Source organism: Stenotrophomonas sp. STEN031 (genome assembly GCF_056759975.1).
The window spans coordinates 1-14,726 of the sequence record NZ_JBRREA010000085.1; the positions used below are offsets into that span (position 1 = coordinate 1).

At 65.1% G+C, this 14,726-nt stretch carries 15 protein-coding genes; 4 read left to right on the forward strand and 11 right to left on the reverse strand.

Going from position 1 to position 14,726, the window contains the following annotated elements:
* Positions 1-212, reverse strand: a 212-nt coding sequence (locus ACVOLQ_RS21175) for a hypothetical protein (RefSeq protein ID WP_481529213.1), incomplete at its 3' end; no start/stop codon positions are given.
* A gap of 97 nt (positions 213-309) precedes the next feature.
* On the opposite strand from ACVOLQ_RS21175, the gene ACVOLQ_RS21180 reads away from it, so the two are divergent.
* The gene (locus ACVOLQ_RS21180) at positions 310-795 is read left to right on the forward strand and encodes a YajQ family cyclic di-GMP-binding protein (RefSeq protein WP_293705345.1); all 486 of its coding nucleotides are present in this window, start codon (positions 310-312) and stop codon (positions 793-795) included.
* A gap of 21 nt (positions 796-816) precedes the next feature.
* Here ACVOLQ_RS21180 and ACVOLQ_RS21185 read toward each other — a convergent pair whose 3' ends face one another.
* The 3 genes from ACVOLQ_RS21185 to ACVOLQ_RS21195 all read right to left on the reverse strand — a co-directional run bounded on the left by ACVOLQ_RS21185 (position 817) and on the right by ACVOLQ_RS21195 (position 4,605).
* Positions 817-1,911 carry a helix-turn-helix domain-containing protein gene (locus tag ACVOLQ_RS21185; RefSeq protein WP_481529214.1) on the reverse strand — a complete coding sequence of 365 codons (1,095 nt, stop codon included), beginning with the start codon at positions 1,909-1,911 and terminating at the stop codon, positions 817-819.
* A 92-nt stretch (positions 1,912-2,003) separates the two neighbouring features.
* A complete protein-coding gene (locus ACVOLQ_RS21190) occupies positions 2,004-3,128 on the reverse strand; it encodes an NAD(P)-dependent alcohol dehydrogenase (RefSeq protein WP_481529215.1) in 1,125 nt (374 codons plus the stop codon).
* Between the two features lie 13 nt (positions 3,129-3,141).
* Positions 3,142-4,605 (reverse strand): benzaldehyde dehydrogenase, encoded by a 1,464-nt coding sequence (locus ACVOLQ_RS21195; RefSeq protein ID WP_481529216.1) that lies wholly within the window; start codon positions 4,603-4,605, stop codon positions 3,142-3,144.
* 237 nt (positions 4,606-4,842) lie between these two features.
* Here ACVOLQ_RS21195 and ACVOLQ_RS21200 point away from each other — a divergent pair, with 237 nt between their 5' ends.
* A complete protein-coding gene (locus ACVOLQ_RS21200) occupies positions 4,843-5,406 on the forward strand; it encodes a DUF1415 domain-containing protein (protein ID WP_481529217.1) in 564 nt (187 codons plus the stop codon).
* 198 nt (positions 5,407-5,604) lie between these two features.
* Here the strand turns inward: ACVOLQ_RS21200 and ACVOLQ_RS21205 are convergent, their stop codons facing one another.
* The 5 genes from ACVOLQ_RS21205 to ACVOLQ_RS21225 all read right to left on the reverse strand — a co-directional run bounded on the left by ACVOLQ_RS21205 (position 5,605) and on the right by ACVOLQ_RS21225 (position 10,714).
* The gene (locus ACVOLQ_RS21205; protein WP_481529218.1) at positions 5,605-6,282 is read right to left on the reverse strand and encodes an HAD family hydrolase; all 678 of its coding nucleotides are present in this window, start codon (positions 6,280-6,282) and stop codon (positions 5,605-5,607) included.
* Positions 6,282-6,989, reverse strand: a complete 708-nt coding sequence (locus tag ACVOLQ_RS21210; protein ID WP_481529219.1) for a pseudouridine synthase — start codon at positions 6,987-6,989, stop codon at positions 6,282-6,284. The genes ACVOLQ_RS21205 and ACVOLQ_RS21210 overlap by 1 nt, the downstream gene beginning before the upstream one ends.
* A complete protein-coding gene (locus ACVOLQ_RS21215) occupies positions 6,986-8,044 on the reverse strand; it encodes a class I SAM-dependent methyltransferase (RefSeq protein WP_481529220.1) in 1,059 nt (352 codons plus the stop codon). The genes ACVOLQ_RS21210 and ACVOLQ_RS21215 overlap by 4 nt, the downstream gene beginning before the upstream one ends.
* Before the next feature lie 93 nt (positions 8,045-8,137).
* Complete coding sequence (locus ACVOLQ_RS21220) at positions 8,138-8,431, reverse strand: DUF3247 family protein (RefSeq protein ID WP_313174324.1); 294 nt, start codon at positions 8,429-8,431, stop codon at positions 8,138-8,140.
* Between the two features lie 264 nt (positions 8,432-8,695).
* Entirely contained in the window at positions 8,696-10,714 is a 2,019-nt protein-coding gene (locus ACVOLQ_RS21225) for an ATP-binding response regulator (RefSeq protein WP_481529221.1), read from the reverse strand.
* 185 nt (positions 10,715-10,899) lie between these two features.
* Between ACVOLQ_RS21225 and ACVOLQ_RS21230 the strand changes: the two genes are divergently transcribed.
* Positions 10,900-11,469, forward strand: coding sequence for a DUF3016 domain-containing protein (locus ACVOLQ_RS21230; RefSeq protein ID WP_313174327.1), 570 nt, complete (start codon positions 10,900-10,902; stop codon positions 11,467-11,469).
* A 141-nt stretch (positions 11,470-11,610) separates the two neighbouring features.
* On the opposite strand, the gene alr is transcribed toward ACVOLQ_RS21230, so the two are convergent.
* Together alr and ACVOLQ_RS21240 are read right to left on the reverse strand one after the other, a co-directional pair.
* A complete protein-coding gene (gene alr, locus ACVOLQ_RS21235; protein ID WP_481529222.1) occupies positions 11,611-12,687 on the reverse strand; it encodes an alanine racemase in 1,077 nt (358 codons plus the stop codon).
* Entirely contained in the window at positions 12,687-13,952 is a 1,266-nt protein-coding gene (locus ACVOLQ_RS21240) for a D-amino acid dehydrogenase (RefSeq protein ID WP_313495389.1), read from the reverse strand. Before ACVOLQ_RS21240 ends, alr begins: the two co-directional genes overlap by 1 nt.
* A 149-nt stretch (positions 13,953-14,101) precedes the next feature.
* Between ACVOLQ_RS21240 and ACVOLQ_RS21245 the strand changes: the two genes are divergently transcribed.
* A complete protein-coding gene (locus ACVOLQ_RS21245) occupies positions 14,102-14,581 on the forward strand; it encodes a winged helix-turn-helix transcriptional regulator (protein WP_057626761.1) in 480 nt (159 codons plus the stop codon).
* The last annotated feature ends 145 nt before the right edge of the window (positions 14,582-14,726 follow it).

Sequence of the window (14,726 nt, forward strand, 5' to 3'; positions counted from 1 at the left end):
GCCCCCGGCATCCCCGCGACGCGGGGAACCGCGTTGGCCGCGCGCTTCCTTTCCGCCGACCCAACGAGCAACCACACCACCGCAAATCCCGCACCAACACCAGGACCGATTCCCGCCTTCGCGGGAATGACGAGCTTGAAAAGCAAAAGAAACGGCAACAGCAACAACACAAGCCAAGACAGAAGCAACGGCAGAAGCCAAGGCAGAAGCACCGCCGACGCCTATCGGCATCGGCACCGTCCGTCTTCCACCATCCCCTCCCCGCCAATCGCCTAGAATGGCCGCTGTTTTCTGATTGGAGCAGGCCCCATGCCTTCTTTTGACGTCGTATCCGAAGTTGACAAGCACGAGCTGACCAACGCCATCGACCAGGCCAACCGCGAGCTGTCCACCCGCTTCGATTTCAAGGGCGTGGCCGCAAGCTTTGAGCAGGATGGCGAGAAGTTGATCAAGCTCACCGCCCCCACCGATTTCCAGCTCAAGCAGATGTCGGACATCCTCAAGCAGCGCCTGGCCGCGCGTAACATCGACTTCCGTTGCATGGAATTCGGCGACATCGAGACCAACCTGGGTGGCGCGCGCCAGCAGGTGACGGTCAAGCAGGGTATCGAGCAGAAGCTGGCCAAGCAGATCGCCGCCAAGATCAAGGAATCCAAGATCAAGGTCGACACCCAGATCAACGGCGACAAGCTGCGCGTCAATGGCAAGAAGCGCGATGACCTGCAGGAAGTGATGGCGCTGCTGAAGAAGGGCGACTTCGAACAGCCGCTGCAGTTCGACAACTTCCGCGACTGATCTGAACCCGTTGCAGCAGGCTCAACCGGCCTGCTGCAGCTTGCGGTACAGGGTGGTGCGCGAAATACCCAGCTGACGTGCCGCGGCGCTGAGATTGCCGGCATGCGCCGCCACCGCCTCGCGCACCGCCTGTGCGCCCTGGCTACGTAGCGAACCCGTCGCTGCCACCGCAACCGCCTGGGTACTGGCACGCGCGCGCACCGGTCCGCGCAGGTACTGAACCTGCAAGGCGCTGTCTGCACGCAGCGGCACCCGATGTACCGGCCCGACCTGCAGCAGGCGGCGACGCTGGTGCGTGCTGGCTTCGGCAAACATTGCGTCCAATGTCATCAACGGCAAGACACCACTGCGCGGAAGGCCGAGAAGGCGCCGCGCCACGCTGTTTGCGGCACGCAGCTGGCCGTCTTCGCCCACCGCCAGCACGCCCTGTAGCGGCGTGCCCAGCCAACGCGCGTCGTGCTGCACGGCCAGTAGATGGCAGTCACGCTGCTGCTGGATCAACTGGTTCTCTATCGACAACGCGGCCTGGCGGAAGTAGCCGCGCAGCAACTCGCTGTCACGCTCGCCGATGCCGGTGATATCCAGTGCGCCCAGTACTTCACCATCGGCGCCGTGCAGGGGCACGCTCAGGCAATAGACCTGAGAGAACTCATCAAGGTAATGCTCGTTCCCGCGTACCAGGGCCGGCGCATCCTCGGCCAGTGCGCAGGACGGCGCGGTGGTGCCGATCTCGATCTCACGCACGCGCCGCCCTAGCTGGATCGGCCGCAGTATCGCCTCATCGCCCAGGCCGTGTTCGCGTTGGGCGATGATCAGGCCGTCGCGGTTGACGCAGAACAGGGTCCAACGGCGGCCACCGAACGCCGCCCACAGGTCATCCATGTCCTGGCGCACGCACCGCGCCAACAAACGATCCACCGGATCGTCCAGACGCAGCTTGCGTTGCACCAACGAAGAATACTGTGGCGCCTGCTGCGGACGCACGCCCGCTTGCCGCGAGCGTTCCCAGGAACGCAGCACGGCCGGTGCCAGCAGTTGCGCAGGCAGGCTGCCGCCTTCCGCGAAGCGCTGTCGCGCTGCTGCCAGGCGTTGCTGCTGCACGAGCGTGGTGGCCATGGGCGTCCTCCAGACAACTGCACCCAGCCTACACCTCGCTCGCTGACTGAATTGCCATCGCGGAGCCGTTCGGCCCGCGATGGTTTGTTCCATCAACCGATCTTGAGGATGGGCTTCAAGGTAATGCCCTTGGTGCTGTCTTCGGCTGCCTGGTTGATCTGCTCCAAACGATAGAACTTCACCAGCTTGTCGAACGGGAAGCGGCCCTGCTGGTACAGCTGTACCAGCTGTGGGATGAATACCTTGGGCACGCTGTCGCCTTCGACGATGCCGCGGATGCTACGCCCACCCAGCAGCAGGTTGTTGACATCGAACTCGGCCTTGGTGCCCAGCTTGGGCGCACCCACCACGCCGATCATGCCCAACCCGCCCAGCGCTTCGATGCCCTGCGCCAACACCTCCGGGCGACCGGTGGATTCCAGCGCGAAGTCAGCACCGCCGTCGGTGATGGCACGCACCGCCTCGATCACATCCACCTCGCGGCTGTTGATCGTATGGGTGGCACCCAGTTCCTTGGCCAGCTCCAGCCGCGACGGCACCACGTCGATGGCGATGATGGTGGTGGCACCGGCCACACGCGCAGCCATCACCGCACTCAAGCCAACCGCACCCGCACCATAGGACGCAAAGCTGCTGCCAGCGCCGACCTTGAGCGAGTTGATCACCGCACCGGCACCGGTCTGGATGCCACAGCCCAACGGGCCGAGCAGCTCCAACGGCGCATCGACCGGCACCTTGATCGCATTGTTCTCGCGGCTCAGCGCGTAGGTTGCGAACGAGGACTGGGCGAAGAAATGATCGTGCAGCGGCTGGCCGTGCGGGTCCTGGATGGCGGTGCTGCCGTCCAGTTCACCACCGCCGAAGTTCAGCCCGTAGAAATCCTTGCAGTACGCACCATGACCGCCACTGCAGGGATTGCAATGCCCGCAGGCACCGTAGGTGAGCACTACATGGTCGCCGACCTTCAGATCCTTGACACCCGGGCCCAGCGCTTCGATCACGCCCGCACCTTCATGGCCAAGTACTGCCGGCAACGGCACCGGGTAGTACTGGTCGCGCACGATCAGGTCGGTATGGCACAGGCCGGTCGCAACGACACGCACCAGCACCTCGTCATCCTTGGGCCCGCGGATGCGCGCCTTCTCGATGGTGAACGGCTTTTCCTTCTCGCGCACCACCGCCACGGTGATGTCACGCAGTTCTGCAGATGCACTCATGGGTTTCTCCTGTTCAGAGTGGATAGGCCGGGGCTTCGCCCTTGATGGTCAGCCACTGCCATTGGGTGAACTCTTCGATGTTGGCCGGGCCGCCGATGCTGCTGCCATTGCCGGAGGCACCGACACCGCCAAACGGATTGACGACCTCGTCATTCACGGTCTGGTCGTTGATATGCAGGATGCCGGTGTGCAGTTGTTCGCCCAGCTTCAGGGCACGGCCAACATTGCTGGAGACGATGGCCATCGACAGGCCGTACTCGGTGTCGTTGGCCAACGCTGCGGCGTCTTCATCGCTGTCGAACGGCACCACCACCGCCACCGGTGCGAAGATCTCCTCACGGAAAGCAGGATTGGTCTTGTCCACGCCACTGAGCACGGTCGGCTCGAAGAACAGATCCTGATAGGTGCCGCCGGTTTCCAGTGTCGCCCCGGCCGCTGCCGCCTCGGCCACAACGCGCGCGGCATGGTCACGCTGCTGTGCGTTGATCAAGGGGCCCAGCGCGACATCGGCAAGCGCCGGATCACCGACGGTCAGTGATTGCGCTTTGGCGATGAGCTTTTCCAGGAACTGCGCATAGATGCCACGTTGAACCAGCACGCGACCGGTGGCCATGCAGATCTGGCCCTGGTGCAGGTAGACGCCCCAGGCGGTATTGGCGATGGCCAGGTCGATGTCGGCATCGTCGAGCACGATCAGCGCATTTTTGCCGCCGAGTTCCAGCGACACTTTCTTCAGATGCCGGCCAGCTGCTTCACCTACCTTGCGGCCGGCAGCGGTGGAGCCGGTGAACTGGATCATGGCGATATTCGGATCACTGGTCAGCGCCGCACCCGCTGCGCCGTCGCCCGGCAACACATGCAACACACCCGCCGGCAATCCGGCCAGTTCAAACAGGCGCGCAATCACGAATCCACCGCAGACCGCCGTACGCGGATCCGGCTTGAGCACCACCGCATTGCCCAGCGCCAGCGCCGGCGCAACGGCACGCATCGCCAGGTACAAGGGGAAGTTGAACGGCGAGATCACTCCGACCACACCCAGCGGTCGACGTCGCGCCAGATTCAACCGACCCGACGCCGACGGCAGGATCTCACCAACGCTGCGCGAAGGCAGCGCGACGGCCTCGTGCAGGGCCTTGGTGCTTACCTTGTTCTCGAAGCCGGCCTTGAGCCTGGTTGAACCGGACTCACGCACCAGCCAGTCGATGATCTCGGCAGCGTGTTCATCGGCCAGCTGCGCGGCGCGACGCAGCACCTGCGCGCGGGTTTCATAAGGTGCGTTGGCCCAGTCGCGCTGCGCCTTGGCGGCGGCAGCGGCCGAGCGTGCGATCTGCGCCGGGTCGGCCATCGCGATGCTGCCCAGTATCTTGCCGGTGGCTGGCTCGATCACATCCTGCTGGCTGCTACCGGCCTGCCATTGACCATCAAACTGCTTGCCCGCCCACAACGCGCGGGGAAGAAATGCCTGTTCTGCCATTGCCTGTACTCCTAGCGGGGTCTGTGCCGACATTGAATACCTGCGCCCGGCAGCTGCCTATTAGCCGCCGGCGAGATCCTTGCAAGCCGCTGAAAGCATGGGGATTTCAACAATGCATGCTGTCCAGTTTGTGGACAGTGAACGTCACCGCGATGACACCAGCACGGCAGCCGACGTGGTTGGCCACTACAATCGCCTGCCCTGCCAGCCCAAGCTCCCGCCATGAACGAACCAGCCATGAACGAAGAAGCCGCCATCGATCCCATCGCCGTCACCCGCAACTGGGTGGAGAAGGCCGTGATTGGCCTGAACCTGTGCCCGTTCGCCAAGGCCGTCTACGTCAAGCAGCAGGTGCGCTTCGTGCTCAGCGATGCGAGCACGCCCGAGGCGCTGCTGGAGCAGCTGGCCGAGGAGCTGGTGTTGTTGCGCGACACCCCGGCCGAGCAGATCGACACCACGCTGATCATCCACCCGGAAGTGCTGGAAGATTTCCTGGACTACAACGACTTCCTAGAGAACGCGGACGCGGCGGTGGAAGCACTGGATCTGCAGGGCATCCTGCAGGTGGCCAGTTTCCACCCGCAGTACCAGTTCGCCGGTGCTGCGCCGGACGATGTGAGCAACTACACGAACCGCTCGCCCTACCCCACCCTGCACCTGCTGCGCGAAGACAGCGTGGAGCGCGCGGTGGCCGCTTTCCCCGACCCGGATGTGATTGTCGAGCGCAACATCGCCACGCTGGACAAGCTGGGCGTGGAAGGCTGGCATCGGGTGCTGGGCGGCGGTGAAGGCAACGCCTGAGAGATGACCTGTAGTGCCGAGCCATGCTCGGCATGAGGCTTTACTGGCAATGTCCAATGTAGTGCCGAGCCATGCTCGGCAGGGGCGTTACCGGCAAGGCCTCATGCCGAGCATGGCTCGGCACTACAGGCGGAACGTCTGGCTGCGGCATTCCTGGTACAGCCCCTTGCCGAGCATGGCTCGGCACTACGGTGAGGCCTAGGCTGCGCTTACCGGCAGCCATTGCTGCAGCAGCTCGCGCACATCGTGCAGCGAGGCGGTGATGTGATGACCGTAGCCGCGCACTTCTTCGTCCGGCTCCAACAGGTCCGGAATCTGGATCGTGGTCATGCCGGCGGCCAAAGCGGCACGTACACCGGTGGGTGAATCTTCCAATGCCAGGCAATGCGCGGGAGGGACGCCCAGGCCGCGTGCGGCGTGCAGGTAGATGTCCGGGGCCGGCTTGGAATGGGCCACATCGCTGCTTGTGGCAACGAACTGGAAATACTGCAGCAGCCCGGCCGCCTCCAGCTTGCGCTGGGCCAACGGTGAACGGGTGGCGGTAGCTACCGCACGTGGCATCTCGTGCTCACGCAGCAGTTCCAGCAACTCGATGATGCCCGGCCGCAGCGGCACCCCGGCATCAACGATGCCGGCATAGCGTGCATAGGAAGCGGCCAGCAGTGCATCGGTACGTTCGAAGCCCAGCACGTCGGCCAGTTTCTGCCGGGTGGTCGCATCGGACGAGCCGATCAGGGACAGCAACAGCGGGGGCGGCAATACATAGCCATGCTGCTGTGCGGTGTGTTCCAGACAGCCCATCAAGGCGCGTTCGCTGTCCAGCATCAGGCCGTCCATGTCGAACACCACCGCCTGCGGGCGGAAACGCAATTCCATCACGCCTTTTCTCCAAACAACACGGCCAGGTCGGCGGCGTCCAGCTGACGCCATTGCCCTTCAGGCAGATCGCCCAGCCCCAGGCCGCCGATACGCGAGCGGTGCAGCGCCTGCACGTGGTTGCCGACCGCGGCAAACATGCGCCTCACCTGGTGGTAGCGGCCTTCGTGCAGGGTCAGGCGCACGGCGCGTGGACCCAGCACCTCAAGCTCGGCCGGCAGCAAGGGCTTGTCGTCCGACTCCAGCAGCAGCGTGCCGCTGGCGAAACGTGCACCTTCGCTGCCGTCCAGATCCTGCGCCAGCTGCGCTTCGTAGACCTTGTCCAGCTTCGACTTGGGCGAGACGATGCGGTGCAGCAGCTGGCCGTCATCGGTCATCAGCAGCAGCCCCGAGGTGTCGCGGTCCAGCCGGCCCACGCTGGACAGCACCGGATCACGGTCGCGGAAGCGATCGGGCAGCAGGTCATAGATCAACCTGCCCTGGTCCTTGGTCGAACAGGTGTAGCCAGCCGGCTTGTGCAGCATCAGGGTCAAGCCAGGTGGCGGGTCCAGCACTTCGTCATCGATGCGGATATTGTCGTGTTCGACCTTGTCGTCGGCATACAGCACCTCACCCTGCGCATCGGTGATGCGGCCTTCGCGGAACATCTGCTGGACCTGCTTGCGACTGCCGTAACCAAGGTTGGCGATGTGCTTGACCAGCTTCATGCGCGGCCCCGGGTGCCGACGATGACCTTGAAGCCATCACGCTCGGCAGCAACCCGCACTTCACCGAAACTCTCGGTCAGGATCTGCTCGTAGGGCAGATGGCGGTTGGCAACCATGAACAACTGCCCGCCCGGACGCAGCGACTGCGCGGCCACGGCGATGAAGCGGCGGCCGATGTCGGGCCGGTCTTCGCGCGCCGGGGTGTGGAACGGCGGATTGGAGACGACGAAGTCGTAACGGCCATCAATACCGGCGGTGACGTCCTGCCAACGGAAATCCAGCTTCACCCGCTCGCCGACGTCGGCCAGGTTGTGGCGGGCCAGGGCCAGCGCACGCGCCTCGGCTTCGTACAGATCCAGCGCAGTGACCTTGGGGCAGCGTGCCAGCACTTCGGCCGACAGATAGCCCCAGCCGGCGCCCAGGTCGGCGCCACGGCCGGCCAGATCCGCGGGCAGCTGCTCGACCAGCAGGGCCGAAGCCGGATCGATACGGTCCCAGGCAAACACGCCCGGGCGGCTCAGGAAGCGGCCGTCGACGATCTTGCGCGGTGCATCCAGTGCCGCCCAGCGCTGGTACAGCGCCGCGTCGTGCTGGCCTTCGGCCGGCAGCGACCAGTAGGCGCGGCAGTGGTTCTTGGTCAGCGTGCCGCCCAGCCCCGCCAACTGCTGCAGGTCGCTTTCACCGGAGCGGGCGCCCTCGTTATTGGACTGGCAAGCGAGGATGATGCCGCCCGGGGCCAGCTTGCCCAGCGCCTGCGCGAACAGCGCGCGGGCTTCGTCGCGCTGCCGCGGTGGCAGCACCAGCACCAGCGCGTAACGCTCGTCGGACTGCTCCAGTGCCTGCTCGTCGCGCACTTCCCAGCCGCTACGCTGCAGCGCCTCGGCAAACGGGCGGAAGCTCTGTGCGCAGACCAGCTGGTTACTGTCTGCATGCTCGCGCAGCGGCCAACCATCGCGCGCGCGCAGGAACAGTACCGGTCCTTGTGGCCAGCGCAGGCCAGCCTTGGAGAACGGGAGGAACAGGGTTTCCAACGGAGCGTCGTGCGGAGCAGGCATGCCGGTCATTCGTCTAGCAGGGCCCGCCATTCTACCGGGCCGGCCCCGATCACCGGCTCCGCGCAGCTGAATGGGCTCTGGCGAGACGCCGCCTCAAGGTTCGGCGGGCGGCAGGTGCAGTACCTGCAATACGCTGTCCAGCCACACCACATGCTGCTGGCAGGCCCGTAGCAGGTCTTCCAGACGCACCGTCGCATTCACCCCTGGCTCCTCGTTATGGTCGGCGAAGTGCTGCAACGCCGGCTGCGCGGTGACCGTGCCAGCCACGCGGCTGCCATCCTTGAGGACCAACATGACCCGGGCCTGCTCCGGCAACTCGCCGAGCAAGGCCTCCAGCGATGCGATCAGCATCGGGTCGGAGTAAACATGGGGCGCGTACAGGGGCATGGCAGCGTCCATGAGTGAACGCCGTCACAGTACCGTTTTTCCGCGTGAAATCCGTGCAAAGATTTTGAGGGAGCGGCATGAGCCGCGAAGCCGGTGCATCCGCAGATGGGGCAGATGCCAGTAGCGTCAGCACCCTGAGCTTCGCGGCTCACGCAGCTCCCACATCTTCTGCCCCATCCACAGAGCATTTGAGTCACCCGCAATCCGCTGCACGTCCCCTGGCATCGGATCTTTCGCCTTCAGTTGAGAGAAGAACCAACTATTTCAGCGCGGCAAACGCGCATCGCGGATCGCCGCAATCAGTTGAGCCACGCTGTACGGCTTGGCCAGATGCCCCTGGAAACCCGAGGAAAACGCACGGCGCCGGTCGTCGGCCCGCGCCAGTGCGGTCACCGCCACCGCCGGCAGTTCTTCGCCACTGACCCCCAGGGTCTGGCGCAGGGTGTGGATCAGCCCATAACCGTCCATGCCCGGCATGCCGATATCGCTGATCAGCACATCAAACGCGGTATGCCCGCGCAGGTCCAGCAGTTCCAACGCCTCGGCGGCAGTACCCGCGGTGACCACCGATGCCCCTTGCTCTTCCAGCAGGCGGCGGATGTAGCCGAGCATGTCGAGCTGGTCTTCGACCGCCAGCACGCGCAGACCTTGCAGGGCATTGGGCACCACCACCTGCTCGCCGATGCGGCCGCGCTGGACGCGCCGGCGCGGGTGGCGCGCCGCCTTCTGCGCCTGGAACTCCGGCAGGCACACGCGGAACGTGGAACCCAGCCCCGGCCCGGCGCTGGCCGCAGAGACGGTACCGCCATGCAACTCCGTCAGCTGCTGGACGATGGCCAGGCCCAGCCCCAGGCCACCGTGACGGCGGGTGGTAGTGCTGTCGGCCTGGCTGAAACGACTGAAAAGATGCTCCAGGAACTCCGCCGCGATGCCGTCGCCGTCGTCCTTGATCTGTACCACCAGGTGCCCGGCTTCGTGCAGCAGGCTGATCTCGATGCGCCCTTCCACCGGCGTGAACTTGATTGCGTTGGACAGCAGGTTGCCGAGGATCTGCTGCAGACGGGTGGCATCGCCCAGTACCGGCTGCGGCAGCTCGGGCAGGTCCAGCACCACGGTCTGCGCCTTGCCCTCGGCCACCAGCTCCTGCGCGCGTACCGCCTCGCGCAGCTGCTCGCACAGATCCAGGACCTCCACCTCCAGCTGCACCTTGCCCAGCAACATGCTGCTCAGGTCGAGCATGTCCGACATCAGGTTCTTCTGCGTCATCGCACTACTGGCGATCACTTCCATGCCGCGACGCATCGGGTGATCGTCCTCCATGCGCTGCAGCAACAACTCGCTCCAGCCCAGCACCGTGGTCAATGGCGTGCGCAGCTCATGCGACAAGGTGGCGAGGAACTCATCCTTCATCCGCGCCATGCCTTCGGCCGCGTTGCGCGCTACGCGCTCGGCGGTGAGCAGGTCTTCACGTGCCATCTCGATCTCGCGGCGCTCGGTGATATCCGGGCTGTTGCCAGCCAGGCCAATGAAGCGGCCATCGGCCGAGAAACGCGGCACGGCGTTCATTTCCAACCAGCGCCACTGCCCATCGTGGCGGCGCACACGAGTGTTGGTGTGCAGCTCGGTACGGCCGTTCAAGGCCGCCTGCAGCTCGTACTCGAATGACGCCCGCTCATCCGGGTGCAGGAAGCGCTGCCAGGGATCAGGGCCCAGATCCTGATCGGCCGGCAAGCCGAAGAAGGTGAAGAACGCGGTATTGACGAAGCGCAGCTGGCCCAGGTCATCCACCACCCAGACCGGCATCGGCAGGCCGTCCGCCAAGGCGCTGAAACGGGCCTCGCTTTCCGCCAGCTCGGTTTCAATGCGTTTGCGTGCGGAGATATCGAACAGAAACACCGCCACCTGGTGTTTTTCCGGCGCGCCGATGCGGACCGCCTCCACCGAATACCAGCGCGACGGCTCCGACACCTGGCGCTCGAACTGGCTGATCCCACCCTCGCTGACGACCCGCCCAAAGGCCTGGAACCAATCGGCCTCCATCGCCGGCACCACCTCGCTCGCGCGCCGACCGGTGACATTGCTCAGGCCGGTGACCTTCTGGAAACCGGCATTGACCTTGCGGTAGATGAAATCCACCGCGGTGCCGTCCTCGAACACCAGCTCGATCACACAGAAACCGCTGGCCACCGCATTGAATACTTCCCGATAAAGACTGGAGCTTTCCAGATCCTCTTCATCCAGGGACAGCAACGACAGGGGGGAGTCCGGGCGGGGAGCGGGCATGGGCTGATGGCGGGGGGCGCGGCAAAGAGGGGGTGGGACGTGGTGGCCAGTCTGGGCGAGCAAGCATCCACACCCTGTGATGATGAACCATCGCGCAATCTGCTGTTGCGAACTGGCACCGGATTCATTGCAGCGTAGGGGTGTCAGTTGCACACTTCCACCATCAAAGTCCTCAGGAGTACGTCATGAAAACCCTGACAGTTACCGGACTTGCGCTGGCCTGCCTGCTGGCTGTTGGCGGTGCCGATGCCAAGCCCCGCACTGTGTCCGATCCGCAGGCACCGCATGCCCTGAACGTCGAAGGCCCGGTGCAGGTGCAATGGACCGATCCAAGCCAGTTCACCGAGCTGCGCTACAGCCGCAACCGCTGGGATGCGCAGCGCGGCAACTGGGTGGAGGACCTGGCCGAACACCTGCGCAAGCAGGCCAGCAAGCAGCTGCAGCCCGGACAGAAGCTGGACGTGACCATTACCGACATCAAGCGCGCCGGCGACTACGAGCCGTGGCACGGCCCGCGCCTGGATGATGTGCGCATCATGCGCGACATCTATCCGCCGCGGATCGAACTGCAGTTCACCCTGACCGACGCCAATGGCCAGGTCATCGACCAGGGCGAGCGCAAGCTGTCCGACACCGGCTACCTGCTCAACAGCAGCCTGCCCAGCAACACCGATCCGCTGCGTTATGAGAAGCGCATGCTCAATGACTGGCTGCGCCGCGAGCTGCAGAGTGATCGAAGCACTGCCGGGCTGTGATGTGCAACACGTAGATTGAGAACAGAGAGGGCCGCATTGCGGCCCTTTCTGTTTCTGTAGTGCCGAGCCATGCTCGGCAGGAACTTTACCGGTAACGCCCCTGCCGAGCATGGCTCAGCACTACCCGATCCCGCAGACGCGTTACGCCGACAAATACACCCGCGGCGTGCGCTTGAGGCTGCACGGCAGGCGATACGCACTGGTATTGCAGCGCGGTGCCAGCTCCGAGATGGTCGGCGCATTGCCCCACAACTGCACGATGCTGCCACGCGCGGCCTGCGGGTGATCGGTCAGGTCCACGGTCAGCATGTCCATCGACACGCGGCCGATCAGCTGCCCGGGCACGCCGTCGATCAGAACCGGCGTGCCATTGGGGGCGAACTGCGGGTAGCCATCGGCATAGCCCATCGCCACCACGCCCACCCGGGTCGGCTTTTCCGCCACAAAACGTGCGCCATAACCCAGCGGCTCGCCGACAGCCAGTTCGCGTACCGCGATCACCCGCGACTGCAGGGTCATCACCGGCCGCAGCTGACCCGCATGCGGGCTGGGCTGCGGATAGAGCGGATCGGCGCCGTACAGCATCAGGCCCGGGCGTACCCAGTCACTGCGCACGTCCGGCCAGCCCAACAGTGCCGGCGAATTGCACAGGCTGGTTTCACCTGCCAAACCTTCCGTCGCACGCACGAAAACATCGAGCTGTTCGCGGGTGCGGTTGCTGTCCAGCTCATCGGCGCGCGCCAGATGGGTCATCAGCACCAGCGGACCCACCTGCGGCAACGCGCTCAGGCGCGCATGCGCATCGCGGAATTCTTCCGGCGACAGGCCCAGGCGGTGCATGCCGCTGTCCAGCTTCAGCCAGATACGCAGCGTGGCATCGGTCTTGAACGCCTCCACCGCCTCCAGCTGCCAGGACGTGGCTACCACCACCCAGAAATCATGCTCGACGATCAACGGCAGTTCGGCCGCGTCGAAGAAGCCTTCCATCAGCAGGATCGGGCCGCGGATGCCAGCCTGGCGCAGTTCCAAGGCTTCTTCGATGCAGGCCACGCCAAAGCCATCGGCCTCGTCCTGCAGCGCGCGCGCGCAATGCACCGCGCCATGACCGTAGGCATCGGCCTTGATGATCGCCAGCGCCTTGCCGCCACCGAGCTGGCGGGCCAGGCGGTAGTTGTGGCGCAGGGCCTCCAGGTCGATCAGTGCCTGTGCCGGGCGCATCAGTGCTGCCCCTTGCCGTAGCGGAAGATATCCAGGCCTTCGGTGCTGATCTGCGGCTGTTTGCCGCTCATCAGGTCGGCCAGGTAGCGGCCCGAGCCAGCGGCCATGGTCCAGCCCAGGGTGCCGTGGCCGGTGTTGAGGAACAGGTTGCGATACGGTGTTGCGCCGATCACCGGCGTGCCGTCCGGGGTGGCCGGGCGCAGGCCGGTCCAGAAGCTGGCCTGCGACAGGTCGCCGCCATCCGGATACAGGTCCTTGACCACCTTCTCCAGCGTGGCGCGACGACGCGGCTCCAGCGACAGGTCGAAGCCGGCTACTTCGGCCATGCCGCCAACGCGGATGCGGTCCTCGAAGCGGGTGATGGCGATCTTGTAGCTCTCGTCGAGGATGGTCGAGTTCGGCGCCATCGCCGCATTGGTGATCGGCAGGGTCAGCGAATAGCCCTTCAGCGGATACACCGGCAGCTGCATGCCCAGCGGCGCCAGCAGCTGCGGCGAATAGCTGCCCAGTGCGATCACGTAGTGGTCGGCGGTTTCCAGCTTGCCGTTGATGCGCACGCCGGTGATGCGGTCGCCGTCACGCTGGATCGAGGCGATGTCCTGGTCGAAACGGAACTCGACGCCGGCGGCTTCGGCCAGTGCGGCCAGCTTGGTGGTGAACAGCTGGCAATCGCCGGTCTGGTCTTCGGGCAGGCGCAGTGCGCCGACCAGCATCTCGGTCTTGCCGGCCAGCGCCGGCTCCACCCGCGCAATGCCCTGGCGGTCCAGCACTTCGTAAGGCACGCCGTACTCGCGCAGCACCTCGATATCCTGGGCGGCGGCATCCAACTGCTGCTGGGTGCGGAACAGCTGGGTGGTGCCCAGCTGGCGGCCTTCGTAGTCGATGCCGGTGGACGCGCGCAGCTCGTTGATGCAGTCGCGGCTGTAGTCGGACACCCGCACCATGCGCGCCTTGTTGACCGCATAGCGGGCCGAGGTGCAGTTGCGCAGCATCTGCCACAGCCAGCGGTACTGGGCCATGTCGGCGGTGGGGCGGATCGCCAGCGGCGCGTGTTCCTCGAACAGCCACTTGATCGCCTTGAACGGCACGCCCGGTGCCGCCCACGGCGAGGTATAGCCGAAGGACAGCTGGCCGGCATTGGCAAAGCTGGTTTCCAGCGCCGGGGCCGGCTGCCGATCCACCACGGTGACCTCAAAGCCGGCCTGCCGCAGATACCATGCACTGGTCGTGCCGATCACACCGCTGCCAAGCACCAGAACGCGCATTTTTTTCTCCGGACCACATCATTCCCTGCACACGGGACGGCAGGGGCTAGGAACGGCGCAGTATATTCAGGGTCAGCCAGTTGTTTTCCCTGTATTAGCTTGCCGAATCAGGTTAATTTCCCGTTTCGTTCATCAAAAGCAGAGCCACCATGGCCACCCGCAGCCGCGAACTGGACAAGATCGACCGCAAGATCCTGCGCATCCTGCAGCAGGAGGGGCGCATCTCCTTCACCGAGCTGGGCGAGCGCGTCGGCCTGTCGACCACGCCCTGCACCGAGCGCGTACGCCGGCTGGAGCGCGAAGGCGTGATCACCGGTTACTACGCGCGGCTGGACCCGTCCTCGGTGAAGGCCAGCCTGCTGGTGTTCGTGGAGATAAGCCTGGCCTACAAGTCCGGCGATATCTTCGAGGAATTCCGCCGCGCCGCGCTGAAGCTGCCCAACGTGCTGGAGTGCCACCTGATGTCCGGGGATTTCGACTACCTGCTCAAGGCGCGCATCAATGAAATGGCCTCCTACCGCAAACTGCTGGGCAGCACTCTGTTGACCTTGCCGCACGTACGTGAATCCAAAAGCTACATCGTGATGGAAGAGGTCAAAGAGACCCTGTGCCTGCCAATTGCAGAGTAGAGCCGAGCCATGCGCGGCAGCGGCCCTAGCGGCAATCCCACCCTGTAGTGGGGGGGGGGGGGGGGGGGGGGGGGGGGGGGGGGGGGGGGGGGGCGGGGGGGGCGCCGGCGGGCGCCGCCGCCCCGCCCGCGCGCGGCGGGGGGGG